Annotated in this window: 22 protein-coding genes and 2 riboswitches; of the genes, 10 read left to right on the forward strand and 12 right to left on the reverse strand. The window is 70.6% G+C overall.

The genetic code is table 11. From position 1 onward, the window contains the following. Positions 1 to 194: 194 nt before the first annotated feature. The gene (locus ACIA8R_RS22530; protein ID WP_397040147.1) at positions 195 to 332 is read left to right on the forward strand and encodes a hypothetical protein; all 138 of its coding nucleotides are present in this window, start codon (positions 195 to 197) and stop codon (positions 330 to 332) included. Positions 333 to 432: 100 nt separating this feature from the next. Here the strand turns inward: ACIA8R_RS22530 and ACIA8R_RS22535 are convergent, their stop codons facing one another. The 11 genes from ACIA8R_RS22535 to ACIA8R_RS22585 all read right to left on the reverse strand — a co-directional run bounded on the left by ACIA8R_RS22535 (position 433) and on the right by ACIA8R_RS22585 (position 12,765). Then, a complete protein-coding gene (locus ACIA8R_RS22535) occupies positions 433 to 690 on the reverse strand; it encodes a Txe/YoeB family addiction module toxin (protein WP_364088866.1) in 258 nt (85 codons plus the stop codon). After that, complete coding sequence (locus ACIA8R_RS22540; RefSeq protein ID WP_364088863.1) at positions 687 to 947, reverse strand: type II toxin-antitoxin system prevent-host-death family antitoxin; 261 nt, start codon at positions 945 to 947, stop codon at positions 687 to 689. Before ACIA8R_RS22540 ends, ACIA8R_RS22535 begins: the two co-directional genes overlap by 4 nt. 49 nt (positions 948 to 996) lie before the next feature. Beyond that, positions 997 to 2,373 carry an L-serine ammonia-lyase gene (locus tag ACIA8R_RS22545; RefSeq protein WP_397040149.1) on the reverse strand — a complete coding sequence of 459 codons (1,377 nt, stop codon included), beginning with the start codon at positions 2,371 to 2,373 and terminating at the stop codon, positions 997 to 999. 59 nt (positions 2,374 to 2,432) lie between these two features. Further along, entirely contained in the window at positions 2,433 to 2,822 is a 390-nt protein-coding gene (gcvH, locus tag ACIA8R_RS22550) for a glycine cleavage system protein GcvH (protein ID WP_357695253.1), read from the reverse strand. After that, positions 2,819 to 3,904, reverse strand: a complete 1,086-nt coding sequence (gene gcvT / locus ACIA8R_RS22555) for a glycine cleavage system aminomethyltransferase GcvT (protein WP_357695255.1) — start codon at positions 3,902 to 3,904, stop codon at positions 2,819 to 2,821. Before gcvT ends, gcvH begins: the two co-directional genes overlap by 4 nt. Positions 3,905 to 3,938: 34 nt before the next feature. After that, positions 3,939 to 4,038, reverse strand: a riboswitch (glycine riboswitch). Positions 4,039 to 4,058: 20 nt separating this feature from the next. Then, positions 4,059 to 4,156, reverse strand: a riboswitch (glycine riboswitch). Positions 4,157 to 4,369: 213 nt separating this feature from the next. Further along, positions 4,370 to 5,743: a M28 family peptidase gene (locus ACIA8R_RS22560; RefSeq protein ID WP_357695257.1), complete on the reverse strand. Its 1,374-nt coding sequence runs from the start codon at positions 5,741 to 5,743 to the stop codon at positions 4,370 to 4,372. A gap of 80 nt (positions 5,744 to 5,823) precedes the next feature. Then, positions 5,824 to 8,118, reverse strand: coding sequence for a M4 family metallopeptidase (locus ACIA8R_RS22565; protein WP_397040152.1), 2,295 nt, complete (start codon positions 8,116 to 8,118; stop codon positions 5,824 to 5,826). Positions 8,119 to 8,340: 222 nt separating this feature from the next. Further along, positions 8,341 to 9,030 carry a gamma-glutamyl-gamma-aminobutyrate hydrolase family protein gene (locus tag ACIA8R_RS22570; protein ID WP_397040154.1) on the reverse strand — a complete coding sequence of 230 codons (690 nt, stop codon included), beginning with the start codon at positions 9,028 to 9,030 and terminating at the stop codon, positions 8,341 to 8,343. Then, on the reverse strand, positions 9,027 to 9,791 hold the full coding sequence (locus ACIA8R_RS22575) for a 3-oxoacyl-ACP reductase (protein ID WP_397040156.1): 765 nt from the start codon (positions 9,789 to 9,791) through the stop codon (positions 9,027 to 9,029). The genes ACIA8R_RS22570 and ACIA8R_RS22575 overlap by 4 nt, the downstream gene beginning before the upstream one ends. A gap of 278 nt (positions 9,792 to 10,069) precedes the next feature. Next, positions 10,070 to 11,413 carry an aldehyde dehydrogenase family protein gene (locus ACIA8R_RS22580; protein ID WP_357695264.1) on the reverse strand — a complete coding sequence of 448 codons (1,344 nt, stop codon included), beginning with the start codon at positions 11,411 to 11,413 and terminating at the stop codon, positions 10,070 to 10,072. Between the two features lie 8 nt (positions 11,414 to 11,421). Beyond that, the gene (locus ACIA8R_RS22585; RefSeq protein ID WP_397040314.1) at positions 11,422 to 12,765 is read right to left on the reverse strand and encodes a glutamine synthetase family protein; all 1,344 of its coding nucleotides are present in this window, start codon (positions 12,763 to 12,765) and stop codon (positions 11,422 to 11,424) included. Between the two features lie 151 nt (positions 12,766 to 12,916). On the opposite strand from ACIA8R_RS22585, the gene ACIA8R_RS22590 reads away from it, so the two are divergent. Beyond that, positions 12,917 to 13,621: a FadR/GntR family transcriptional regulator gene (locus tag ACIA8R_RS22590; RefSeq protein WP_397040158.1), complete on the forward strand. Its 705-nt coding sequence runs from the start codon at positions 12,917 to 12,919 to the stop codon at positions 13,619 to 13,621. A gap of 16 nt (positions 13,622 to 13,637) precedes the next feature. On the opposite strand, the gene ACIA8R_RS22595 is transcribed toward ACIA8R_RS22590, so the two are convergent. Then, positions 13,638 to 15,404, reverse strand: coding sequence for a DUF2264 domain-containing protein (locus ACIA8R_RS22595; protein WP_397040160.1), 1,767 nt, complete (start codon positions 15,402 to 15,404; stop codon positions 13,638 to 13,640). A gap of 124 nt (positions 15,405 to 15,528) precedes the next feature. On the opposite strand from ACIA8R_RS22595, the gene ACIA8R_RS22600 reads away from it, so the two are divergent. The 8 genes from ACIA8R_RS22600 (at position 15,529) to ACIA8R_RS22635 (ending at position 24,487) form a co-directional block, all read left to right on the forward strand. Next, positions 15,529 to 16,566: a substrate-binding domain-containing protein gene (locus ACIA8R_RS22600; protein ID WP_357695271.1), complete on the forward strand. Its 1,038-nt coding sequence runs from the start codon at positions 15,529 to 15,531 to the stop codon at positions 16,564 to 16,566. Positions 16,567 to 16,672: 106 nt separating this feature from the next. Then, on the forward strand, positions 16,673 to 17,980 hold the full coding sequence (locus tag ACIA8R_RS22605) for an extracellular solute-binding protein (protein WP_364088835.1): 1,308 nt from the start codon (positions 16,673 to 16,675) through the stop codon (positions 17,978 to 17,980). Positions 17,981 to 18,034: 54 nt separating this feature from the next. After that, on the forward strand, positions 18,035 to 18,931 hold the full coding sequence (locus tag ACIA8R_RS22610; protein WP_397040162.1) for a carbohydrate ABC transporter permease: 897 nt from the start codon (positions 18,035 to 18,037) through the stop codon (positions 18,929 to 18,931). A gap of 5 nt (positions 18,932 to 18,936) precedes the next feature. Beyond that, positions 18,937 to 19,761 (forward strand): carbohydrate ABC transporter permease, encoded by an 825-nt coding sequence (locus tag ACIA8R_RS22615; protein ID WP_357695420.1) that lies wholly within the window; start codon positions 18,937 to 18,939, stop codon positions 19,759 to 19,761. Next, complete coding sequence (locus ACIA8R_RS22620) at positions 19,758 to 20,759, forward strand: hydroxyacid dehydrogenase (RefSeq protein ID WP_357695277.1); 1,002 nt, start codon at positions 19,758 to 19,760, stop codon at positions 20,757 to 20,759. The genes ACIA8R_RS22615 and ACIA8R_RS22620 overlap by 4 nt, the downstream gene beginning before the upstream one ends. A gap of 45 nt (positions 20,760 to 20,804) precedes the next feature. Beyond that, positions 20,805 to 22,886 carry a right-handed parallel beta-helix repeat-containing protein gene (locus ACIA8R_RS22625; protein WP_397040164.1) on the forward strand — a complete coding sequence of 694 codons (2,082 nt, stop codon included), beginning with the start codon at positions 20,805 to 20,807 and terminating at the stop codon, positions 22,884 to 22,886. Positions 22,887 to 22,890: 4 nt separating this feature from the next. Next, positions 22,891 to 23,670, forward strand: coding sequence for a hypothetical protein (locus ACIA8R_RS22630; RefSeq protein ID WP_397040166.1), 780 nt, complete (start codon positions 22,891 to 22,893; stop codon positions 23,668 to 23,670). Positions 23,671 to 23,728: 58 nt separating this feature from the next. Further along, entirely contained in the window at positions 23,729 to 24,487 is a 759-nt protein-coding gene (locus ACIA8R_RS22635; protein ID WP_364101849.1) for a hypothetical protein, read from the forward strand. Positions 24,488 to 24,491: the final 4 nt, after the last annotated feature.

A 24,491-nucleotide genomic window follows, 5' to 3' on the forward strand; every position in this document is an offset into this window, starting at 1 on the left:
CTGCTCGTCCTTGCGGGAAAAGCTCGTCCCTGCAGAAAAAGAAGGCGCGGACCCGCGCCTTCGTCGTCGAATCCGATCGGGAGGTCGTCATTCACCGCATCATCGGCGCTTTCGCCGCCGCAGCTCTCGTACTCGCCCTCGGCGCGCCCGCCGCCCACGCGGAATCTGCCGACGGCTTCCCGCTGATCCCCTGCATGACCGGGGCGGACGGTCAGACGCACTGCGTGGGCGAACACCTGCCCGGCCTGCTGGCCCAGGCCCTCAGCCCCGCGTTCGGCCTGATCTGCGTGAACGGGCACACCACCACGGTGATCTGCCGCTCGTCCGCCTGAGACACGGTTGGAGACAGGCCCGGGGCCCCTCCCAGGCGGAGGGGCCCCGGCGCGTCAGCACTCGATCACGTTGACGGCCAGGCCGCCGCGTGGTGTCTCTCTACTCGTAGTGGTAGCGAGCCTGGAGGACGACGATCTCGTCGTGTGCGACGAGGTACACCAGGCGATGCTCGTCGGTGATGCGCCGGGACCAGGCGCCCGCCAGCGCGTACTTGAGCGGCTCGGGTTTGCCGATGCCCTCGTACGGATCACGCAGGACGTCTTCGATGAGCCGGTTGACGCGCTTCAGGGTCTGCCGGTCGGCTGTCTGCCAGTGGACGTAGTCCTCCCAGCCCTGGCTCGTGAACGCCACTTTCACCGATCAGCCTCGTCGCCCGTCAACTCGTGCCGCTCGTGACGCCCTTGGACGGCCTCCTGGTAGGACTCGATCAGCCGGCGCGCGTTGGCCGGGGAACGCAGCAGGTAGGCGGTCTCCCGAAGGGCCTCGTACTCTTCGGCCGCCACGAGGTAGGCGCTGCCGTTCTTGGAGACGATCTCCACGGCGTTACGGTCGTTGTTGACCTCTTCGATGAGGGGGAACAGACGACGGCGAGCTTCGCTGGCGGTGATGGACATGGTCGCCTCCTCCGAGTGGTACAACTCTACGGTACCACTCGGAGGCGCGTCAGCACTCGATCACGTTGACGGCCAGGCCGCCGCGTGAGGTCTCCTTGTACTTGTCCAGCATGTCGCGGCCGGTGTCGCGCATGGTCTTGATGGCCTTGTCCAGGGCCACGTAGTGGCGGCCGTCGCCGCGCAGCGCGATCCTGGCGGCCGTGATGGCCTTGTTGGAGGCCACGGCGTTGCGCTCGATGCACGGGATCTGCACCAGCCCGCCGATCGGGTCGCAGGTCAGCCCCAGGTTGTGCTCGATGCCGATCTCGGCGGCGTTCTCCACCTGCTCGGGGGTGCCGCCCATGACCTCGGTGAGCCCGGCGGAGGCCATCGAGCAGGCCGAGCCCACCTCGCCCTGGCAGCCGACCTCGGCGCCGGAGATCGAGGCGTTCTCCTTGAACAGCACGCCGATCGCGGCCGCCGTGAGCAGGAAACGCACCACGCCGTCGTCGTCGGCGCGCGGGACGAACCTGGTGTAGTACGTCAGCACGGCCGGGATGATGCCGGCGGCGCCGTTGGTCGGGGCGGTGACGATGCGGCCGCCCGCGGCGTTCTCCTCGTTGACGGCCAGGGCGAACAGCGCCACCCAGTCCATCGCCTGCAGCGGGTCCTTCTCGGCCGACTCGGACTGAAGCCGCCGGTGGAGCTGGTTGGCCCTGCGCTTGACCTTCAGGCCGCCGGGCAGCACGCCCTCCTTGGTGATGCCGCGCCGCACGCACTCCGACATCACGCGCCAGAGGTCGAGGATGCCCGAGCGGATCTCCTCCTCGGTGCGCCCGAACGCCTTCTCGTTCTCCAGCATCAGCGCGGAGATCGACAGGCCGGTGTTCGAGCAGTGCTTGAGCAGCTCCTCGCCCGAGGCGAACGGGTAGGGCAGGACGGTGTCGTCGGGCTTGATGCGGTCGGCGCCCGTGGCCTTCTCGTCCACGACGAAGCCGCCGCCGACGGAGAAGTAGACCTTCTCGCGCAGGGTCTCGCCCTGCTCGTCGCGGGCGGTGAAGCGCATGCCGTTGGGGTGCTCGGGCAGGGAGATCTTGCGTTCGAAGACGAGGTCCTGGCCCACGACGAAGGGGATCTCACGGGTGCCGAACAGCGTGACCGTGCCTGAGGCGCGCATCTCGGCCAGGCGGGCGTCGATGGAGTCGACGTCGACCAGCTCGGGCTTCTCGCCGGACAGGCCCAGCAGCACCGCCTTGTCGCTGCCGTGGCCCTTGCCGGTCAGGCCGAGCGAGCCGTACAGGATGACCTCGACGCGGGCCACGCGGGGGAGCAGGCCGTCGTCATGCAGACCACGGGCGAACTTGTGCGCGGCGGCCATCGGGCCGCCGGTGTGGGAGCTGGACGGTCCGATGCCGATCTTGAAGAGGTCGAAGACGCTGATCGCCATTGATGGGCGCCCTTCAGTTCAGGAAGTGCCGGGGCCCGCCGCGGGCCCCGGCGTTGGTGTCAGGACTCGCCTGAGGTGAGCGCGGTGTACTCCTCGGCGGACAGCAGGTCCTCCGCGTCGCCTTCCATGCGCACGCGGAACATCCAGCCGTCGCCGTACGGGTCGCTGTTGGCCAGGGACGGGTCGTCGACCACGGCCTGGTTCACCTCGACGATCTCGCCGCCGACGGGCGAGTAGATCTCGCTCACCGACTTGGTGGACTCGACCTCGCCGACCGAGTCACCCGTCTCGACGGTCGAACCGACCTCGGGGAGCTGCACGAAGACGACGTCACCAAGAGCCTCGGCGGCGAAGGCCGTGATGCCGACGGTCACGGTGATGCCGTCGTCCACGCCCGACACCCACTCGTGCTCCTTGGTGTAGTTCAGGTCGTCAGGGATGTTGCTCACTTGTTCCTCCTGTAGAAGGGCAGCTCGACCAGGTCCATAGGTTCTTGGCTGCCCCGGATGTCCACGGCCAGACCTGTGTCGACCCCGGCGTCCACGTAGGCCATCGCGATGGGCTTCCCCAGGGTCTGGGAGGGCGCACCGCTGGTGACCTCGCCGACGACGGCGCCGTCGCGGGTGACCGGGTAGCCGTGACGCGGCACCCGGCGGCCCTGGGCGACCAGGCCGACGAGGCGGCGGCGGGGCTGGTCGTCCTTGACCGCCTCCAGCGCCGCCCGGCCGACGAAGTCACCGGGCTTGTCGAATTTCACCACTCTGCCCAGCCCCGCGTCGAACGGGGTCAGGTCGGAGCTCAGCTCGTTGCCGTAGAGCGGCATGCCGGCCTCCAGCCTGAGGGTGTCGCGGCTGGACAGACCGGCGGCCTTGAGCCCGTGCGGCTCGCCGGCCGCCTCCAGGGCGCGCCAGAGCGGCACGGCGTCCTGGTTGGCGACGAACAGCTCGAAGCCGTCCTCGCCGGTGTAGCCGGTACGGGCGATGAGCGCCTGGCGGCCGTCGACCTGGCCGGGCAGGCCCGCGTAGTACTTGAGGCCGTCGAGGTCGGCGTCGGTGAGCGTGGCCAGGATCTCCTGGGCCCTCGGGCCCTGGATGGCGATGAGGGCGTACTGCTGGGAGCGGTCATCGACCACCGCGTCATACGACTTCGTACGATTTTTCAGCTCTTCTAGGACCTTGTCGGAGTTCGAGGCGTTGGCCACCACCATGAACTCCTCGTCCGCCAGCCGGTAGACGATCAGGTCGTCGAGGACCCCGCCGCGCTCGTCCACGATCATCGTGTACCTGGCCCGGCCGGGCGCGAGCGCCGACAGGTGGCCGACCAGCGCGTAGTCGAGGGCGTCTGCGGCCTGCGGGCCGGTCAGGAAGATCTCACCCATGTGCGAGAGGTCGAACAGCCCGGCCGCCTCGCGTACGGCTTTGTGCTCCGCCGACTCGCTGCCGTACCGGAGCGGCATGAGCCACCCGGCGAAGTCGGTCAGCGTGGCGCCTAGGGCCTCGTGGACGTCTCGTAGCGGCGTAGGTCGGGACATTTGTCGCACCTCAGGACAGGATTGGATGCCAGCATCCTCCCCCTCTGTCATGGATGCCTGAGAGCTTCGCCCGAGTTTTACCGGACTTTCACCTTCGGCGAGGCCCCCAGGGCCTGCTTTCCAGAGGTCACCTCCCCGTAAGAACGCCTTACAGGGCTGCCGCGCGGTCCTTTGCCTTGAGAGGTTCGCGGGGAGGGCTTGCTCCTTCAGGGACCCTGACCGGATGTCAGAGTGCTCTCCCGCACGGTTTCGCCGGTGATGTCCGTCAGCCTAGTGCCGACATGGGGGTGTTGTCGCGCTTCGCCCCTGGATCTCGCCGGCACACCGCACGCAGCGAAAAGCGGCCGCGGCCCCGGAGAGGCGGGGCCGCGGCCGCGTTGGTGGCCGCGCGCGAGCCGGTCATGGCAGGTCAGCTCGCACGCGGCAGCCTGGACGCGGGCCGGCGCGAACCGGCCCGCGTGGGGATCAGGCGCGCGCCCAGAGGGCGGGCACGTTCGGCGGCTCCCAGCCCGGCAGGCTGGTGTGCGCCTGGAGGCAGCGGTAGCTGACCCCCTGGTAAGTGACGACGTCTCCGGCCGTGTACGACTTGTAAGCCGTCCAGGTGGTGCCCTGGCCGTCCCCTCCGACGGTCAGGGTGAAGGAGGCGGAGTGGTCCGCCGTCGCCCCGTCGCCGTTGATCCCTATGGTGTACGTCCCCGCCGCGGCGCCGCCGGTGGTGGCGACCGTGACGGTGGACGACTGGCCCGCCTGGATCGTGGACGGGCTGAAGGAGACGGTGACCCCGCTCGGCACGTTCCCGGCGGAGAGCGCGACGCTCTGCGCCTGGCCGGACGTGACCTGGGTACTGACCGCCGCGGTAGCCGACTGACCGGCCTGGACCGATGCCGACGACGGGGTCACCGAGATCGAGTAGTCGTTCTCCGTGGGCGTGCTGGTGCCCACGGCGAGCTTCCATATGGCGTACGCGATGGCGTCGGAGTTGCGGTCGAGCGCCGTGGTGTTGATGGCGCTCGGGTAGCTGTCGCACGCGCTGTGGTAGCAGCGGTCGAACGCCTGCCCGGCCGAGCCGCCCCACTTGGCGGCCTGCGCCGAGCTCTTGACCGCCCCGGCCCCCGTGGCCAGGCCGCCGACCCGGACACCGGCGCTCTTGAAGGAGGCGTGGTCGCTGCGGCCGTCGCCTTCCCTGTCACCCTCGGTCTGCAGGCCGATGGTGGCGAAGTAGTCGTTGAAGGTCCGCTGGATCGCCGCGTCGTCGTCGTAGACGAAGTAACCGGCGTTGGTCGAGGCGATCATGTCGAAGTTCAGGTACACCTCGACGCCGCTCGCGCCGCCGTTCTGCACGTAGTACCTGGACCCGACCATGCCCGCCTCTTCGGCGCCCCACCAGCCGAACCGCACGTGCTTGGTGAGCGTGGGCCTGCGGGCGGCGAGGGTGAGGGCGTTCTCCAGGAGCGCGGCCGAGCCGGAACCGTTGTCGTTGATCCCGGGGCCGGCCGCGACGCTGTCGAGGTGGGCGCCGAGCATCACGGTCTGGTTGGCCGGGCCGCCCGGCCAGTCGGCGATCAGGTTGCTGCCGCCGCTGAAGCTCTGCACCCGGGTGGTGAACCCGGCCGCGTCGAGCTTGCCCTTGATGTAGTTGATCGAGGCGGTGAAGCCCGGCCTGCCCGAGGCGCGGTTGCCGCCGTTGCTCGTGGCGATGGACTGCAACTGGCTCAGATGCGCCGTGACGTTCGAGACGGGGATGTCAGGCGGGGGGTCGGCGGCGGCGCCGGCCGGTCCGGCCGGCGAGGTGAGGGTCAGGGCCAGCGCGGCGGTGGCCGCGGCGCCCAACCTGAGCATGGCGTTCACGATCTGTGGCTCCTGAAGGGGCTCAAGGGGGCTGGGCGGCCACCCCGGCGTGGCCGCCCAGGTCGTGCGACTTAGACCGGCTGCCAGAGGGCAGGGGTGTTGGGCGGCTCCCAGCCCGGCAGGCTGGTGTGCGCCTGGAGGCAGCGGTAGCTGACGCCCTGGTAGGTGACGGTCTGCCCGGCCGTGTAGGCCGTGTAGGTCTGCCACGTGGTGCCCTGGCCGCCGCCCACCGTCAGGCTGAAGGAGGCCGAGTGGTCGGCGCTCGCGCCGTCGGCGTTCAGGCTGATCGTGTACGTGCTGGGCGTCACACCGCTCGTGGTCGCGAACGTCACCGTGGACGACTGCCCGGCGGTGATCGTGGACGGGCTGAAGCTGACCGTCACGCCCGAGGGCACGTTGCTCGCCGACAGGGCGATGCTCTGCGCCTGACCGGCGGTGACCTGCGTGCTGACCGTGGCGGTGGCCGACTGACCGGCCTGGACCGAGGCCGACGACGGGGTCACGCCGAAGGAGTAGTCGTTCGGCGAGCTCTGCCCGATCTGCAGGTTGTAGGTGGCCTGCCGGTCGACGTCGGTGCCGTCGGCCGTGATCGCGATGGAATGGTTGCCCTGCGGGCTGCTCGCCGAGGTGCTGATCGTCAGCGTGGAGCTCTGACCGGCGGTGATCGTGGCCGGGCTGAACGAGGCGGTCACGCCGGCCGGCAGGGTGCCGGTCCGCAGGGTGATCGACTGCGCCGAGCCGCCGGTCACGGTGGTGCTGACCGTGGTCGTGGTGCTCTGGCCCGGAGTGACGCTGCCGGAGGCCGGGTTCAGGCTGACCGAGAAGTCGTTGCTGCCCTGGGTGCAGGTCGGCTCGCCGGACTGGGCCCGGACGCTGACGCCGTCCCAGGCGTTCTTGACCACGTTGAACTCGGTGCAGCTGCCCGGGTACAGGGTCTTGGCGGCCTGGAGGGTGGCGACCCTGGCCTTGGCGTGCGTCCACGGCTGGGTCTTGTTGTTCAGCGCGGACATGAACACCTCACCGGCCTTGCGGATGCCGATGCCGGTGATCGCGGCGCCGTTGTCGCACCGGGTGCTCGCGGGCTTGCCCGAGGGGTTGGTGCCCTCGGCCACGAGGTAGAACCAGTGGTTCTGCGGGCCGGCCGCCGCGTGCACCTCGGTGTTCGGGATGGAGGTGCTGTAGCAGTTGGGGTGGCTCAGGGCCGACGGGTTGTACATGTTGCGGATCGGCCCGGACCCGGAGAGGTTGACCTCCTCGCCGACCAGGTAGTCCGGCGGGTCGTTCGGGTTGTTGGCGTACGCCTCGGTCAGCGCGCCGAAGATGTCGCCGGTGGACTCGTTCATGCCGCCGGTCTCGTTGCCGCTGCCGGAGCCGCCGCTGGTGAACTGGAAGATGCCGTGGCCGAACTCGTGGCCGACGACGTCCATCGACGTGAGCTGCTGGGAGTTGGCGGAGTTGTGGCCGAAGGAGCCGTACTGGCCGTTCCAGTAGGCGTTGACGTCGGCCAGGCCGACGCGGGCCGGGTAACCGCCGCCCTGGCCGTTGATGCCGTTGCGGCCGAGCCAGGCGCTGAGCATGTCCCATTCGCGCTGCGCGGCGTACAGGGCGTCGACGCAGGCGGTCTCCAGGTTCGTGCCCGAGCCGTTGCCCCAGGTGTCGGTGGTCTTCGTGTACGGCGAGCCGTTCTGGCCGCCGCACGCCACGCCGCTCCTGCGGGGGTCGCGCATCGTGTACGAGGGGCTGGTGTCGATGGTCACGGTGCCGACGTAGTAGCTGTTGCCGGTGCCGTCGCGCACCTCGTCCCACTCGTCGATGACCTTGCCGGTGAGGGCGTCCACGTAGACGTGGAGCTTGCTCTCGTGGCCGGTGGCGTTGGCGCCGGTGACCAGGACCTCCCAGGCCAGGCGCGGGGTCGTCGTGGTGGCGTGGACGGACAGCACGGGCGTGGCGACGGTCTCGACCCTGGCCACCTTGGCCCTGGCCGTCACCGCGGCCTGGGCGGCGGCCACCTTCGCCTTCGTGCCGATCCCGATCTTCGTGCGCTGTCCGGTGGTGACCGTGTCGACCACCGCGCCGGACGCGTCCGTGGTGACGACCACTTCGCCGCCGTACACGGGCAGGCCCGCGTGCTTACGGGCGTAGGTCAGGTACTGCAGACCGCGGACGCCTTCGACGGTCGACGTCAGCGTGAACGTGTCCTGCTCGGATGCCAGCAATGCCGCCGAGTCGGCCTGGATCGCGTTGTGTGCGGTGGCGATCGCGTTCCTGCGGTCGTCGGCGGTGGGAGGATCGGCCACCTGCGACGCTTGGGCTGTGGCGCTCGTGGCGCCCACCAGCGAGCTGGTGGTCAGGGCTAGCGCGAGCATTGCGGCAGCCCCCAACCTGAGTTTGGGGTTCACTCTCTGGCTCCTCAGGGGGGTGTGGAGTGGAAGAGCCCCGGCCGGCTGGGGATGAACACAGGGTGACACCGGGATGGCGCGACCCGGTACCCAACAAGTTTCCTATAACACGGTGATATGGCCCCCTGAGCTGGGATTTCGTGCCGTTTCAGGCCGCAGAAAAGGTAAAGAAGCTTTCCAGTAAGGGGCTCAGCAGGCCGCTGTGAACGCCTCGAAGAGCGCCAGGCCGTCGCCCGCCTCCGGATGCCACTGGACCGCCACCGCGAACCCCTCGGAGCCGAGCTCCACCGCCTCGAGCGTCCCGTCGCCGGCCGTGGCGGTGACCGTGAGCCCGGGGGCGAGATCGTCGACGGCCTGGTGGTGGTAGTGCGGGACCGTCACCGGGTCCGTGCCGAGCGCCTCGGCCAGGCGGCTGCCGGGGACGGGCGTGACCGGCAGGTGGCCGAATTCCCCGGGCGTCGGGGCGTGGCCGGTGTGCCCGGTCACGTCGGGCAGGTGCTGGTGCAGGGTGCCGCCGAGCAGCACGTTGAGCACCTGGAGGCCCCGGCAGATGCCCAGGAACGGCAGCCCCGCCTCCAGGGCCGCCGACAGGAGGGCGAACTCGGCCTCGTCCCGGAACTCCCGGACGTAGCCGGTGCGCTCGTGCGGGGCCCGGCCGTACCTGACGGGGTCCACGTCGCCGCCGCCGGCCAGGACGAGACCGTCGAGCCGGCCCACGACCTGGGCGGGGTCGCCGGCCGGCGGCAGCAGCACGGGCTGCCCGCCGGCCTGGACGACCTTCTCGACGTACATGTACGGCAGGAGCGCGACGGGCAGGTCCCACACGGTGAACCGGGCGGGCTCCACGTACGTCGTGATCCCGATGACCGGACGGGTCACAGCGGCGTCACGTACGCGCCGGAGATGCCGCCGTCCACCAGGAACTCGGCCCCCGTGATGAAGGAGGCGTCGTCGCTGGCCAGGAACGCCACGGCGGCGGCGATCTCCGACGCCTCGGCGAAGCGGCCCACGGGGACGTGCACCAGCCGCCGCTGGGCCCGCTCGGGGTCCTTGGCGAACAGCTCCTGCAGCAGCGGCGTGTTCACCGGCCCCGGGCACAGCGCGTTGACCCGGATGCCCTCGCGGGCGAACTGCACGCCCAGCTCGCGCGACATCGCCAGCACGCCGCCCTTGGAGGCCGTGTACGAGATCTGCGACGTGGCCGACCCCATCACCGCCACGAACGACGCGGTGTTGATGATCGAGCCCTTGCCCTGCCGCCGCATGTACGGGATGGCGTGCTTGCAGCACAGGTAGACGCTGGTCAGGTTGACCTCCTGGACGCGGCGCCAGGCGTCGAGGCCGGTCTCCAGGATCGAGTCGTCGTCGGGCGGCGAGATGCCGGCGTTGTTGAAGGCGATGTCCACGCTGCCGTAGGTCTCGTGGGCCGTGGCGAACATCCGGACGACGTCGTCCTCGCTGGTCACGTCGGCCTTGACGAAGAGGCCGCCGACCTCGCCGGCCGCCTTGGCGCCCGCGTCCTCGTCGATGTCGACGCACACGACCTTCGCGCCCTCCTGCGCGAACCTGCGCGCCGTGGCCAGCCCGATGCCACTGCCCGCCCCGGTGATGACGGCCACCCGGTCCTGCAATCGCTGCACTGTGTTCACTCCCTGTCCGATTGGTCATTCACCTTCCTCATTCGCTTCGCGAAGTGCTTCGTTCCTCAGCCCTTCACTCCGCTCACTGCGTCAGGTTCACTCCCTGTCCGATGGGTCGTTCACCTTCCTCATTCGCTTCGCGAAGTGCTTCGTTCCTCAGCCCTTCACTCCGCTCACTGCGTCAGGTTCACTCCCTGCCCGATTGGTCGTTCACCTTCCTCATTCGCTTCGCGAAGTGCTTCGTTCCTCAGCCCTTCACTCCGCTCACTGCGTCAGGTTCACTCCCATGAGATGAAGACGTTCTTGGTCTCGGTGAAGGCCGTCAGGGCGTCCGGGCCGAGCTCGCGGCCGAGTCCGGACTGTTTGAAGCCGCCGAACGGGGTCCAGTAGCGCACGGAGGAGTGCGAGTTCACCGACAGGGCGCCCGACTCGACCGCGCGGGCCACCCGCAGCGCCCGCCCGACGTCGCGCGTCCAGATGGACCCGCTCAGCCCGTACGGGGTGTCGTTGGCGATGCGCACGGCCTCGGCCTCGTCGGCGAACGGCACCACCGACACGACCGGGCCGAAGATCTCCTCGGTGAAGGCGCGGTCGGTGACCTTCGAGGTCAGCACGGTCGGCGGGAACCAGTAGCCCTTGCCCTGCGGGCAGTCGCCCTGGAGGTAGGGCGTGCCCTCGACGAAGCCCCGGACCCGTTCCAGGTGCTCGGCGCTGATCAGCGGGCCCATCTCGGTGGACTCGTCGAGCGGGTCGCCGACCTTGACGCCGCGCACCGCCGCCGACAGGCGCTCCAGGAACTCGTCGTACACCTCGGCCTGGACGAGGATGCGCGAGCGGGCGCAGCAGTCCTGGCCGGAGTTGTCGAAGACCGCATAAGGAGCAGTTTTTGCCGCTTTTTCGAGATCCGAGTCAGCAAAGACGATATTTGCGGACTTGCCGCCCAGTTCCAGCGTCACCCGCTTGACCTGCGCCGCCGCCTTCGCGGCGATCTCCTTGCCCACCTCGGTCGACCCGGTGAACACGATCTTGGCCACGCCGGGATGCTCGACCAGCCGCGCCCCGGCGACCTCTCCCTCGCCGGGCAGCACCTGGAGCACCCCCTCGGGCAGGCCCGCCGCCAGGGCCAGCTCGGCCAGCCTCAGCGCCGTGAGCGGGGTCCACTCCGCCGGCTTGACGATCACGGTGTTGCCCGCCGCCAGCGCCGGGGCGACGCCCCACGACATGATCAGCATCGGGAAGTTCCACGGCACGATCACGCCCACCACGCCCAGCGGCTCCTGGAAGGTGATGTCCACGCCGCCGGGCACCGGGATCTGCTTGCCGTGGTTGCGCTCGGGGGCGGCGGCGTAGAAGTGCAGCACGTCGCGGACGGCCCCGGCCGCCCAGCGCGCGTTGCCGATCGGGTGCCCGGCGTTGTCCAGCTCCAGCCGGGCCAGCTCCTCGCCGTGGGCGTCCACCAGGTCGGCGAAGCGGCGCAGCAGCCGCGCCCGGTCGCCCGGCGCCACCTCCCGCCAGCTCCGGTACGCCTTCGCGGCCCGCTCCACCGCCCGGTCGACCTCGGCCGCGTCGGCCATCTCGACCTCGGCGACGACTTCTTCCGTCGCCGGATTAACGATCCTCATGCCTGCCGTCACATTCGCTCGAAACCACGGAACAGCTCCCAGTCCGTCACCGCCGCGTCGAAGGCGGCCAGCTCCACGCGCGCGTTGTTCGCGTAGTGCTCGACCACGTCGTCGCCGAACGACTCCCTGGCCAGCTTCGACCCCTCGAACAGCGCGAGCGCGTCCCGCAGCGTGTGCGGCACGGTCTCGGCGCCGGAGTCGTAGGCGTTGCCCTCGAAGGCGTCCTCCAGCGTGAGCTCCCGGTCGATGCCGTCCAGCCCGGCCGCGATCAGCGCCGCCACCGCCAGGTACGGGTTGACGTCCCCGCCCGGCACCCGGTTCTCCACCCGCAGCGACGGGCCGTGGCCCACCAGCCGCAGGGAGCAGGTGCGGTTGTCGACGCCCCACTTGACGGCGGTCGGCGCGAAGCTGCCCGGCACGTAACGCTTGTAGGAGTTGACGTTGGGCGCGTACAGCAGGGTGAGTTCGCGCAGGTGGGCGAGCTGCCCGGCGATGAACCGCGCGCCGAGCGGCGAGAGCCCGTACGGCCCCTCGCCCGCCATCGCGGGGTCGCCGTCGGGGCCGCGCAGCGAGATGTGGATGTGGCAGGAGTTGCCCTCGCGCTGGTTCGGCTTGGCCATGAAGGTGATCGAACGGCCCTCCTGGGCGGCGATCTCCTTGGCGCCGTTCTTGTAGATCGAGTGGTTGTCGCAGGTGCGCAGCGCCTCGTCGAAGCGGAAGGCGATCTCGTGCTGGCCGAGGTTGCACTCGCCCTTGGCCGACTCGACGTACATGCCGGCGCCCTCCATGTCGCGCCTGATGCGCCGGAGCAGCGGCTCGACGCGGGCGGTGCCGAGGAGGGAGTAGTCGACGTTGTAGAGGTTGGCGGGGGTCAGGTCGCGGTAGGCGCGCCGCCAGGCCTCCTCGTAGCTGTCGTCGTAGACGACGAACTCCAGCTCGGTGCCCACGTACGCGGCCAGCCCCCGGTCGGCCAGGCGGGCGAGCTGGCGGCGCAGGATCTGGCGCGGTGAGGCGGTGACCTCGCCGCCCTCCTCCCAGGCCAGGTCGGCCATGACCAGGGCGGTGCCGTCCTGCCAGGGGACCCGGCGCAGGGTGGACAGGTCGGGTTTCATCGCGAAGTCGCCGTAGCCCCGGTCCCAGGAGGACATGTCGTAGCCCGAGACGGTGTTCATGTCCACGTCGACCGCGAGCAGGTAGTTGCATCCCTCGGAGCCGTGGTGCAGCACCTCGTCCAGGAAGTAGCGGGCGGAGAGCCGTTTGCCCTGCAACCTGCCCTGCATGTCGGCGATGGCGAGCAGCACCGTGTCGATCCGCCCGATCGCGGCCTCGCCCCGCAGTTCCTCGACGGACAGGAATCCGTTGCCCGCAGGTTCGCTCACCCTAGGTCGCTCCGATCTCGTCTGAAGCGCTTTCCCGTTGATTGGGCTAGTCTCAGACCATTGATGTGCATGCCGGGATCGCTTGTCAAGACCTGAGGACACCTTGGACGATTCGGCGCGTTTGATGACAGTGCTCCGCCCGGTGAGGGCGGGAAACGCCTTCGAGGAGACCGTGGAACGGCTGCTCCAGGCGATCAAACTGGGCGTGGTGGCGTACGGCGACAAGCTGCCGCCCGAGCGCGAGCTCGCCGTGCGGCTGGGCATCAGCAGGGTCACCCTGCGCGAGGCCATCCGCGCCCTGCAGGACGCGGGCTACCTCGACGTGCGGCGCGGCCGGTACGGCGGCGCGTTCGTCACCTACGTCCCGCCCCGGCCCGACGCGGGAGACCTGCGGCAGGCGGTGGCCGACATGGGCATGGCCGAGCTGTCCGACGCGCTCACCTTCCGGCTGGCGGTCGAGTGCGGGGCGGCGCAGGTGCTGGCCACCTCCGAGCTCACCCCCGGCAAGCGGGAGGTGCTGCTGCGCCGGCTGGCCGAGCTCAACGAGGCGCCGCTGGAGGACTACCGGCGCCTCGACACGGCCTTCCACCTGTCGATCGCCGAGCTGACCGGCTCGACGCTGCTCGCCACCACCTGCGCCGACGCCCGCTCCCGGGTGAGCGACCTGCTGAACATGATCCCGATGCTCCAGGTGAACATCGAGCACGCGGCCGTCCAGCACCGGGCCATCGTGGACGCCGTCCTGGCCGGCGACCCGGACGCGGCCCGCCGGGCGATGGCCGAGCACCTGGAGGGCACGGCCGCACTCCTGCGCGCCTTCCTGTCCTGAGCGTGGGCCGGGGCCGTCAGGCGGCGGCGTCCGGGGCGCGGACCTGGAAGGCGTGGCGGGTGCCGTCGGGCCAGGTCAGCGTGATCTCGTCAGCCGCCACCGCCGCCGACGGCACCGTCAGCGTGATGTCGTCGGCCGTCGCCGACGGCGCACCGGCCGGGGCACCGCCCAGGACGGCCGCGCTGACCGCCCAGCCGTCCGCCGCCACCCCTTCCAGCACGGGCACGGCCGCCGGAGCCCCGAAGGCGCTGCCCTCGGGGTCGTCGGCGACGTAGGCCCGGCTGTAGCCGCAGACCGCGACCAGCTCGGAGACCAGCCCGTCGCCGTCCCGGACGCGGGCGCCGGGCCCGTCGGCCGGGTCCGCGACGAGCGCCCAGCCGGTCTGCCGGACCGGCGAGCCCGGGGCGACCCGATGGACGCGCACCTCGACCGCCCCCCTGATCACGCTCAGGCTCTCCACGCCGTCGCCCGCCGAAGCGGCCCACGCCAGGTCGCCCGCCGAGCCCGCGCCCCGGGGCGTGATCGTGCCGCGCCCGGTGACCGTGCCGTCCGGGCGGACCATGCCGAAGTGGTTGTCGGGGACGCGGACGGTCGGGGCGGTGCGGGTGGAGTAGGCGTAGCGGTCGTACAGGGGGTCGCCGGGGTGGTGCTGGCTGCCGTGGTTGAGCAGGCGGGCGACGTCACCGGTGTTCTGGACGACCAGGCCGGGGCCGGGCAGCGCGGCCAGGCCGGTGGGGCCGGGCTCCTCGGGGGACGTCCAGACCGGGTGGTCGGCCGGCAGCAGCAGCCCGAGGAACGCCTTCGAGGCCCAGTACGGGGACGCCGAACCGGAGTAGGACTGCAACGAGGGCTCGTGGGGGCCGTGCCAGCCGAGCGTGAGCAGCCCCTCGGCGGACAGCGCGCCCGCGTCGAGGAAGCGGCGCAGGACGCCCGAGGCGATTCGGCGGGTCTGGCCGGGGGACAACGGCGTGGCGTCCAGCAGCGCCCCCGCGAAGAGCGAGGTGGCCGAGGCGAAGCGGTAGGTGAGCGAGCGTCCCTGGTGGAGCATGCCGCCGTCCTGGTCGAAGGTGAGCGCGTAGCTCTCCAGGAAGCGGCGCAGGCGGGGGCCGGGGGAGCCGTGGCCCGACAGGTGGGCCAGCAGGGCCGGGTAGAGGTGCATGGCCCAGCCGTTGTAGTGGTCGAAGGAGCGGTTGTCGCCGTCGGCGTACCAGCCGTCGCCGGCGTACCAGGGCTCGATGCGCGCCAGACCGCGTTCGACCGCCGCGTCGGCCTCCTCCGCGTGCCGGCCGGCGGCCGACAGGAAGCCGCCCACCATGGCGGGGAACAGCCACCAGTTGTTGTCCACCGGCTCGTGACGCAGGGCCTCGGCGAGGTAGGCGGCGACGCGTTCGCGGGTGGCGGGGGCCAGCCGGTCCCACAGGCGCTCGCGGGTCAGCCAGAGGGACAGGGCGATCGAGGCGGCCTCGACCATGGGCTGGGTGCGGTCCTCGACGGGCTGCCAGACGCCGGGGCCGGACTCCAGGCCGCGCGCGTAGGGGGCGAGCAGTTCCTCGGGGCCGCCGCCGGCCACGCGGAAGGCGGCGAGCAGGAAGGTGCGCGCGTACCCCTCCAGGCCGTCGCAGCGTGACCAGCTCTCGCGCCCCGGCAGGTTGATCACGGCGCCGTCCGCGGAGCGGTACGGTTCCACCGCGGCCAGCAGTCCGTCGGCCACCGCCTCCCAGTGGGCGCGGGTCCAGCCGGTGTACGGGCTGAGCGTTCGATCCTCCGGCGGAAGCGGGAACATGCGGCACTCCAAAGGGACGTCCGGTCTCCGGCGGGACCTTAGCATCCTGATCGAACGAAAGCATCCGTTCAAAAACGAAAGCACTTCCCGGTAGGATCGTAGGGTCGAGTCAGAAGGAGTCGCGGTGTTCGCCGAACAACGTCATGAGCTGATCCTGCGCGAGGTGCGCGAGCGCGGTTCCGTACGCCTGGCCGAGCTGGTCGACCGGCTCAACGTCTCGATGGTCACCCTGCGCAGGGACGTCGAGCACCTGGCCGGGCAGGGCCTGGTCAACCGCGTGCACGGCGGCATCACCCGGCCCGAGTCCGTGCCCGCGCCGGCCCGGGAGCGCTCGCTGACCCTCGGCATGCTGGTGCCCTCGGCCACCTACTACTACCCGGCGGTCATCAAGGGCGCCCGCGAGCAGGCCGAACGCCTGGGCGCCCGGCTCGTCCTGGGCGTCTCGCGCTATGACGACGACGAGGACCGCACCCAGGTCAGGCAGCTCGTGGACGGCGGCATCGAGGGCCTCCTGCTCACCCCGAGCAGGCAGCCGGACGCCTCGCACGAGCACTGGCTGGCCGAGCTCGGCGTGCCGGCCGTGCTCGTCGAACGGCGGGCCGAGCTGGGCGGACCCGCCTCCCTGCTGGACGCGGCGGCCTCCCATCACGCCCATGGGGCCTTCCTCGGCGCGCGGCACCTGGCCGGGCTCGGGCACCGGCGGCTGGCCATGGTGTCGCGCGACAGCCCGACGGCCCCGCGGGTGCGGCACGGCTTCCTCGCCGCCGTCCGAGACCTGGGACTGGACGAGCCCGTCCATCTCGACGTCGCGCAGGAGGGGCCCTCGCGCGAGCAGGTGGCCGACGTGGTCGCGGCGATCAGGGGCGGGGTCACCGCGATGCTCGTGCACAACGACGAGGACGCGTTGCTGCTGGTCCAGCACCTGCGGGCGGCCGGGGTGCGCATTCCCGAAGAGGTGTCGCTGGTCGCCTACGATGACGAGGTGGCGGCGCTCAGCGACCCCCCGCTAACGGCCGTCGCGCCCCCCAAGGCTGCGGTCGGCCGCTGTGCCGTCGACCTGCTGGTGAGCCGGATCCAGGAGGGCCCGCGGCGCCCTGCCCAGCACGTGGCGCTGCTGCCCGAGCTGAGGGTCCGGGAGTCCACGGTCGCGCCGCGCCCATAAGTTACGCATCCATTTCGTTATTGATCGATTTGTGGCCTCTCTCTAGACAACCGATCGAGTCTGAGCGAATGATGCCTTATCGATCGAAAGCGATGAGGAGCCATCGATGGGACGCAAGAGCGCCGGCATTGCCGGACTGCTGGCCGGTATGAGCCTGCTCGCCGCCGCGTGCGGCAGCACGGAGCCGGCGCAGCCCGCGGGTGAGGCGGGCAAGCCCGTCCAGGTGACGTTCTGGGGCTGGGCGAAGGGCACCCAGCAGGTCGTGGACGCCTTCAACAAGTCGCACCAGGACGTGCAGATCACGTACGAGGAGATCCCCTCGGGCAACGCGGGCGGCTACGCCAAGTTCTCCAACGCCGTCAAGGCCGGCAACGCCCCCGACGTCATGTCCGTGGAGTACCCGCAGCTCCCCGACTTCGTGAACCAGGGCGCCCTCCAGGACATCTCGGCCGACGTGGCCGACGTCAAGTCCAAGTACCCGGCCGAGGTCTTCAGCCTGGTCGAGCTGGGCGGCAAGGCGTGGGCGCTGCCCATGGACGCCGCCCCGCAGGTGTTCTTCTACCGCAAGGACCTGTTCGAGAAGAACAAGATCGAGGTCCCCAAGACCTGGGACGACTTCCGCGCCGCCGCCGAGAAGGTCAAGAAGGCCGACGAGAAGTCGCGCATCGCGACCTTCTTCCCCGACGACCCGAGCGTGCTGGCCGCGCTGTCGTGGCAGGCGGGCGGCAAGTGGTTCGGCACCGAGGGCGACGCCTGGAAGGTGACGATCAACGACGAGCCCAGCAAGAAGGTCGCCGACTACTGGCAGGGCCTGGTCAAGGACGACCTGCTGAAGGTCCAGCCGTCCTTCAGCCAGGAGTGGAACGCCGCCTTCGAGGACGACACCCTCTGGGGCTACGTCGGGGCCAACTGGGGCGCGGGCGTCATGAAGGGCAACCACGCCGGCCAGTCCGGCAAGTGGGCCATCGCGCCGATCCCGAACTGGGGCACCCCGGCCAGCGGCATGCTCGGCGGCACCACGTTCGGCGTCAGCAAGGGGTCGAAGAACGCCAAGGCGGCCGTCGAGGTCGTCAAGTGGCTGACCGGCTCGGAGGAGGCGTGGACCGCCCGCCTGTCCTCGGGCACCTCCAGCGGCTTCCCGGCCATCGCCGACCTCGTGCCGGTCGCGGCCAAGAGCTTCGACGCCTCCTTCTACGGCGGCCAGGACATCTACGCGCTGTTCTCGGAGTCGTACAAGACGGTCCAGCCCGGCTGGACGTGGGGCCCGAGCATGGTGCAGACGCTGACCACCTTCAAGGACGCGCTCGGCAAGGTCGGCAGCGGCGAGACCACCATCCCCGGCGTGCTGGACACCGCGCAGACCGCCACCGTCGGCGAGATCAAGAGCCGCGGCCTCAACGTCGCCCAGCAGTAGCACGACGCGCGCGGCGGAGCGCCGGCTCCGCCGCGACCCACCGAAAGGCAGCTTGTGACTCCTCCAGTAGGAAGCGGTCGCGGCGGTGAGGGGTGGCGGCGGCGGGGGGCGATCCTGCTGTTCGTCGGGCCGTTCTTCGCGCTGTTCGCGGCCGTCATCGTGGCCCCGCTGGCCTACGCGGTCTACCTCAGCCTGTTCAGCGAGAAGTCGTCGGGGCTGGGCTTCGGCGGCGCGGAGACCGTGTTCGTCGGGCTCGGCAACTACCTGGACACGCTCAGGGACTCCGCGTTCACCGACGGCTTCCTGGTCATCCTCGGCTACTGCGTGCTGTACATCCCGCTGATGATCGGCGGCGCGCTCGCGCTGGCGCTGCTGCTCGACTCCGGGCTGGCCAGGCTGGGCAAGTTCTTCCAGCTCGCGCTGTTCATGCCGCACATCGTGCCCGGCGTGATCGCCGGGCTGATCTGGCTCTACCTGTACCTGCCCGGCATCAGCCCCATCGTGGACCTGCTCGGCGACGTCGACTTCCTCGGCGGCGACCACGTGCTCGGCTCGGTGGTCAACATCGCGCTGTGGGAGTGGGTGGGCTACAACATGATCATCTACTTCGCGGCGCTCCAGGCCATCCCGGCCGAGGTGGTCGAGGCGGCCAGGATGGACGGCGCGGGCCCGCTGCGCGTCGCGCTCCAGGTCAAGGTGCCACTGATCCGCGGCGCCGTGGTCACCACCGTGCTGTTCACGATCATCGGCTCGCTGCAGCTGTTCACCGAGCCGATGGTGCTCGACAACGTCAGCGACGGCGTGGTCAGCACCTGGACGCCCAACATGTACGCCTACAACGAGGCGTTCGGCAACAACGACTACGGCCAGGCCGGCGCGGCCTCCATCCTGCTCGCGCTGCTCGCCGCCGTGCTGTCCTACGCCGTCACGAAGTGGGGGAACCGCCGGTGAAGTGGATGTCCCGCGCCACGGTCAACGTGCTGCTGATCATCTCCGCCCTCTACACGCTGCTGCCGCTGACGTGGCTGCTGTTCGCCTCCACCAAGTCGCTGTCCGACCTGTACTCGACGCCCGGCTTCTCCTTCGCCGGCTTCAACCTGTTCGAGAACATCAGGGCGGTCGCACGGGAGGGCGACGGCGTCTTCTTCCGCTGGTACCTCAACAGCGTCCTGTACGCCGGTCTCGGCGCGGCGGTCAGCTCGTTCGTCACCGTGATGTGCGGCTACGCCTTCGACAAGTACTCCTGGTTCGCCAAGGAGAAGATGTTCGGGCTGGTGCTGCTCGGCGTGCTGGTGCCGACCACCGCCACCGCCGTGCCGCTGTACCTGCTGGCCTCCAAGGTCGGGGTGGTGAACACGTTCTGGTCGGTGTTCGTGCCGGTGCTGGTCCATCCGTTCGGCGTCTACCTGGCGCGGGTGCTGTCGTCCGGGTACGTGCCCGGCGAGGTGCTGGAGGCGGCCAGGTCCGACGGGGCCGGCGAGCTGCGCACGTTCGCGTCCGTGGCGCTGCCCATGCTGCTGCCGGCGTACGTGACGATCTTCCTGTTCCAGTTCACCGCCATCTGGAACAACTTCTTCCTGCCCCTGGTCATGCTGAGCGACCAGCGGCTCTACCCGCTCAGCCTCGGCCTGTACGGCTGGGAGAAGCAGGGCCACGCCTTCCCCGAGTTCCACAGCCTCGTGATCACCGGGTCCCTGCTGTCCGTGGTGCCCCTGCTGCTGGTGTTCGTGTCCCTGCAGCGCTTCTGGAAGGCCGGGATGACGGCGGGCAGCGTCAAGTGAACGAGCTCTCGGGGGAGAACATGAACAAGCCGGTGACCGTCGTCGCCATGGCCGCGGAGGTCGCCGGGCGCATGCTCACCGGCGAGGTGCGGGCCCGCCTCGACCGGCTGGCCGACGTCCGGGCCGAGGTCGCCGCGTTCGACGACGCCGACCTGTCGCGGACCGAGGTGCTGTTCACCTCGTGGGGCTGCCCGCCGGTGACCGCCGAAGTGCTCGCCCGCGCGCCGCGGCTGCGCGCGATCGTGCACGCGGCGGGCTCGGTCAAGCACCACGTCACCGACGCCTGCTGGGAGCGCGGCATCACGGTCTCCTCGGCCGCCGCGGCCAACGCCGAGCCGGTGGCCGAGTTCACGCTCGCGTCGATCCTGTTCGCGAACAAGCGGGTGGTCGACATCGCCCGCGCCTACCGCGCCCGGCGGGCCAACGACGACTGGGACGCCCGCTTCCCCGGCTTCGGCAACTACCGGCGGGTCGTCGGGGTCGTGGGGGCGTCCAGGATCGGGCGGCGGGTGATCGAGCTGCTGCGGCCGTTCGACTTCGAGGTGCTGGTCAGCGATCCGTACCTGGGGGAGGACCTGGGGGCGCGCAGGGTCGAGCTGGACGAGCTGGTCGCCCGCTCCGACGTGGTCAGCCTGCACGCGCCCGACCTGCCGGAGACCCGCCACCTGATCGACGCGCGCCGGCTGGCCGCCATGCGCGACGGCGCCACGCTGATCAACACCGCGCGGGCCGCCCTGGTCGACCAGGACGCGCTCGTCGCCGAGCTGGTGACCGGCCGGCTGTACGCGGTGCTCGACCACACCGAGCCGGAGTTCCTGCCCGCCGGGTCCCCCCTGTACGACCTGCCGAACGTGCTCGTCACGCCGCACATCGCCGGCTCGCTGGGCGGCGAGCTGGCCAGGATGGCCGACCTCGCGCTCGACGAGCTGGCCCGGCACGCCCGCGGGCTGCCGTTCGAGCACGGTGTCGAGCCGGCCACGCTCTCCCGTTCCGCCTGAACCCTCTGCTTTCCCGTTCCGCCTGAACACCCCCGGAGAGGAAACATGCGTCTTCAGTTAGTCGCGGCCCTGGTCGTGGCGGCCGGACTGGTCGCCACCCCCGCGGAAGCGGCCGCCGCCAGGAACTTCTTCGTCGACTGCCAGGCGCCGGACGGCGGCTCGGGGCGTCATGCCGCCGGGCCGCTGAACAGCCTGGACGCCGTCAACGCCATCACTTTCCGCGAGAAGGACACGATCAAGTTCAGGGCCGGGACCGTCTGCGCGGGCCGGCTCGAACCCGTCGGCTCCGGCACGGCCGCGCACCCCGTCGTCTTCACCTCCTACGGCGAGGGCCCCAAGCCGATCATCCAGGGTGACGGCGGCGAGTGGGCCGTCCACCTGGTGGACAACAGCTACGTGACGCTGGAGAAGCTGCACATCACCAACCCGGCGGCCACCACGGCCAAGCGGACCGGCGTGCAGTACAACTCGACCACCCCCGAGCCGAAGGCCGGGCTGGTCCTGCGGGACCTGGAGGTCTCCGACGTCGCGGGCTGGGGCAACAAGACCGGGACGAACGGCTCCTGGTTCTCCTACTCGGCCGGCATCAGCATCCAGGCGCTGCCCGAAGGGCGGGTCGGCTACCTGGACGGCATCACGATCACCGGCAACTACGTGCACGACACGGGCGGCGGCGGCATCAAGATCAGTCGCAAGGGCACCGACTACCACCGGAACGTGCTCATCGCCCGCAACACCATCCGCGCGGTGGGCGGCGACGGCATCGTGGTGCACGCCTCGGACCGGCCGCTGGTGGAGCACAACCTGTTCGACGAGGGCGGCGCCGGGAAATACCCGTACGTAGACGGAAATTTCGCGGGAATGTGGCCGATCAACTCGGTTGACCCGGTATTTCAGTACAACGAGGTGACCCGCCAGCGGCCCACCATCTTCGACTCCACGGCCTGGGACTGCGACGGCGGCATCAAGGGCTCGTGCGTCTACCAGTACAACTACTCGCACGACAACGCCGGCGGCTTCTACCTGGGCTGCCAGAGCTGCACCGAGTTCCCGAACTACAAGGCCACGGCCATCCTGCGGTTCAACATCGCCCAGGACGACTGCCGCATCGCGGGCAACGCCTCCGGCGACAACACCAGCCCGCTGTGGTTGTACAACAACACGTTCTTCTGCCCGTCGCAGAAGCTCGACGTGGCCGTGCCCACCGGGAACTCGAAGATCGTCAACAACATCTTCTACGCGCCGTCCGGCACGCTGCCCTCGGCCCCCGGCATCGGCTACGACTCCAACGTCTACCACGGCGGCGTGGCCGTACCGGCGGCGGACGCCCGCGCGGTCACGGCCGACCCCGGGCTCGCCGCCCCCGGCACCGCCGACGGCGCCACCGACGTGGACGGCTACAAGCTGCTCGAAGGCTCGCCCGCACTCGCCTCCGGCGCGGTCGTGGACGGCCTCGGCGACCGCGACTACTTCGGCCACCAGGTCGCCGGAACCGTCTCGCGCGGGGCCTACAACGGGCCCGCCGCCGCGCCGGTCGTGTTCGGGTCGGTCGAGGAGGCGTACAACAACGTCGCGGTCAGCTCCGACCTCAACCCCAACGTCGGCGGCTTCTCCACCAGCGGCCGCAGCTACTCCGGCCAGGGGCTGGAGAAGGCGGGCCTGACACCGGGCGGGACCGTGAACGTGCTCGGCGCCGACTTCGTCTGGCATCGCCGCCCGTACGGCATGACGGACAACGTCAAGGCCGCCGGGCAGACGGTCGCGCTGTCCGGGCAGGGCGCCAGGCTGGTCCTGCTCGGGGCCGGTGGGCTGAAGGCGCGCGAGGGCGTGTTCAAGGTCGCCTACACCGACGGGACGGTCGAGGAGAAGACCGTGCGGTTCGGCGACCAATGGGACGCGACCGCGCCCGCCGGAGGCGTGCTCGTGGCCCGCGCCGACTACCACAACATGACGCAGACCAGCTACAAGAACCCGGCCACCGGGCAGACGCGCGAGTCGGGCGTGTCGGTGTTCGGCTACGCGGTGCCGCTCGACGCGTCCAGGACGGTCGCCACGGTGACCTTCCCGGCCGGCAGCCCGCTGGCGAACGCCGGGTTCCACGTCTTCGACATGAAGATCGCGAGCTGACGCCATGACGAGCACCCCGGTCACCGCCCGCCCGCGACGGGCGTCCGATGCGCGCCCGAGGTTCCCGGCGCGGCGGGCCCTGTGGGCGGCTCTCGCCCTGGCCGGGGTGCTCGTCGGCGTGCTCGTCGTCGGCGTCGCGAGGTCCGGGGAGGAGGCCGGGGGCGGCGTTCCCGCGCGGGCGGCGTCCGCGGACGTGGCCGAGGTGCTCGGGATGCGTCCCGGGGACACGGTCGTCACGTTCGAGGGGGAGCCGGTGAGCGGGGCCGAGGTGCTGAGGGCGGCCGAGACCGTCCGCGCCGAGGTGATCTCCGAGTTCGCCGCCCAGGGGCTCGGTCCGGGCTTCTGGGACCGTCCCCGCGACGGCGTCACCCCGGCGCGGCGGCTCAGGGACAGGGCGGTGCGGGCCGCCGTACTGGACAAGGCGCGGCGGATCTGGGCCCGCGAGGCGGGCCTGCTCGCCGACGTCGGCGAGCAGGGGTTCCAGCGCGAGCTGGCCGCCGAGAACGCCCGCCGCGCCGCGGCCGCGCGCTCCGGCCGCCCGATCCCCGGCGTCCCGTCCTACGACCAGTACACCTACGCCCGGGTACGGGCCGCCGAGCTGGACGCGGCGCTCGCCAAATTGCACGCGGCCACCCTGGACCTGTCCGAACGCCGGCTGCGCGCCCAGTACGCCCGCACGGCCGGCCCCGGCGCGCCCCCCTTCGAGCAGGTACGCGACAACCTCAGGCGGCAGCTCGTCATCGACGGCTACGAACGGGCCCTCCAGGCGAGAGCCGCGTCATGAAGGCCCACACGGGGGACATACAACGCTCTTCCGGCTCGTACCATCGACTTCGAAGGTCATGGGGAACTGGTTCCAGAGCAACATCGTCGCCACGGGACGGCTGCCGCTGTTCTGTTACTTCGTCATGCTCATCGTGGCCTTCATCGCCACCCGCATCAACGTCCGCCTGATCAGGGCCAAGCTCGGCTGGTTCCGCAACGTCAACGTGGGCGAGATGCACATCCACCACGTCGTGTTCGGCGTCGTGCTCATGCTCGTCGGGGGCGTGGCGGGGCTCATCGTCAACGGCGCCTCGCAGGCCGGGCAGGTGGTCGCCGCCTGCGTGTTCGGCGTCGGCTCGGCCCTGGTGCTCGACGAGTTCGCGCTGATCCTGCACCTGCACGACGTCTACTGGGAGGAGGAAGGGCGCACCTCGGTGGACGCCGTCTTCATCGCCGTCGCCGTGACCGGCCTGCTCCTCATCGGCCTGCGCCCCCTGACCTGGGACTACGGCACGCCCGTCAACCCGGCGGTGCTGATCGTGGGCAACCTCGCGCTAGCGGTGATCACGCTGCTCAAGGGCAAGATCTGGACCGGGATGGCGGGGCTGTTCCTGCCCTTGCTGCTCCTGGTGGGCGCCGTCCGCCTGGCGCGACCCGGCTCCCCGTGGGCCCGCTGGTTCTTCCGCGGCGGACGCTCGCCCCGCAAGCTCGCCACCGCCGTCCACCGTGAGGAACGCTGGCGGCGGCCGGTCATCAGGGCCAAGATCGCGTTCCAGGAGTTCCTGTCGGGGCGGCACGACCTGCCCTCCACCCGGCGCGGCCGTCGGCATACTTGATCCA

The organism is Nonomuraea sp. NPDC051191, from assembly GCF_044455665.1.
Lineage (GTDB): Bacteria > Actinomycetota > Actinomycetes > Streptosporangiales > Streptosporangiaceae > Nonomuraea.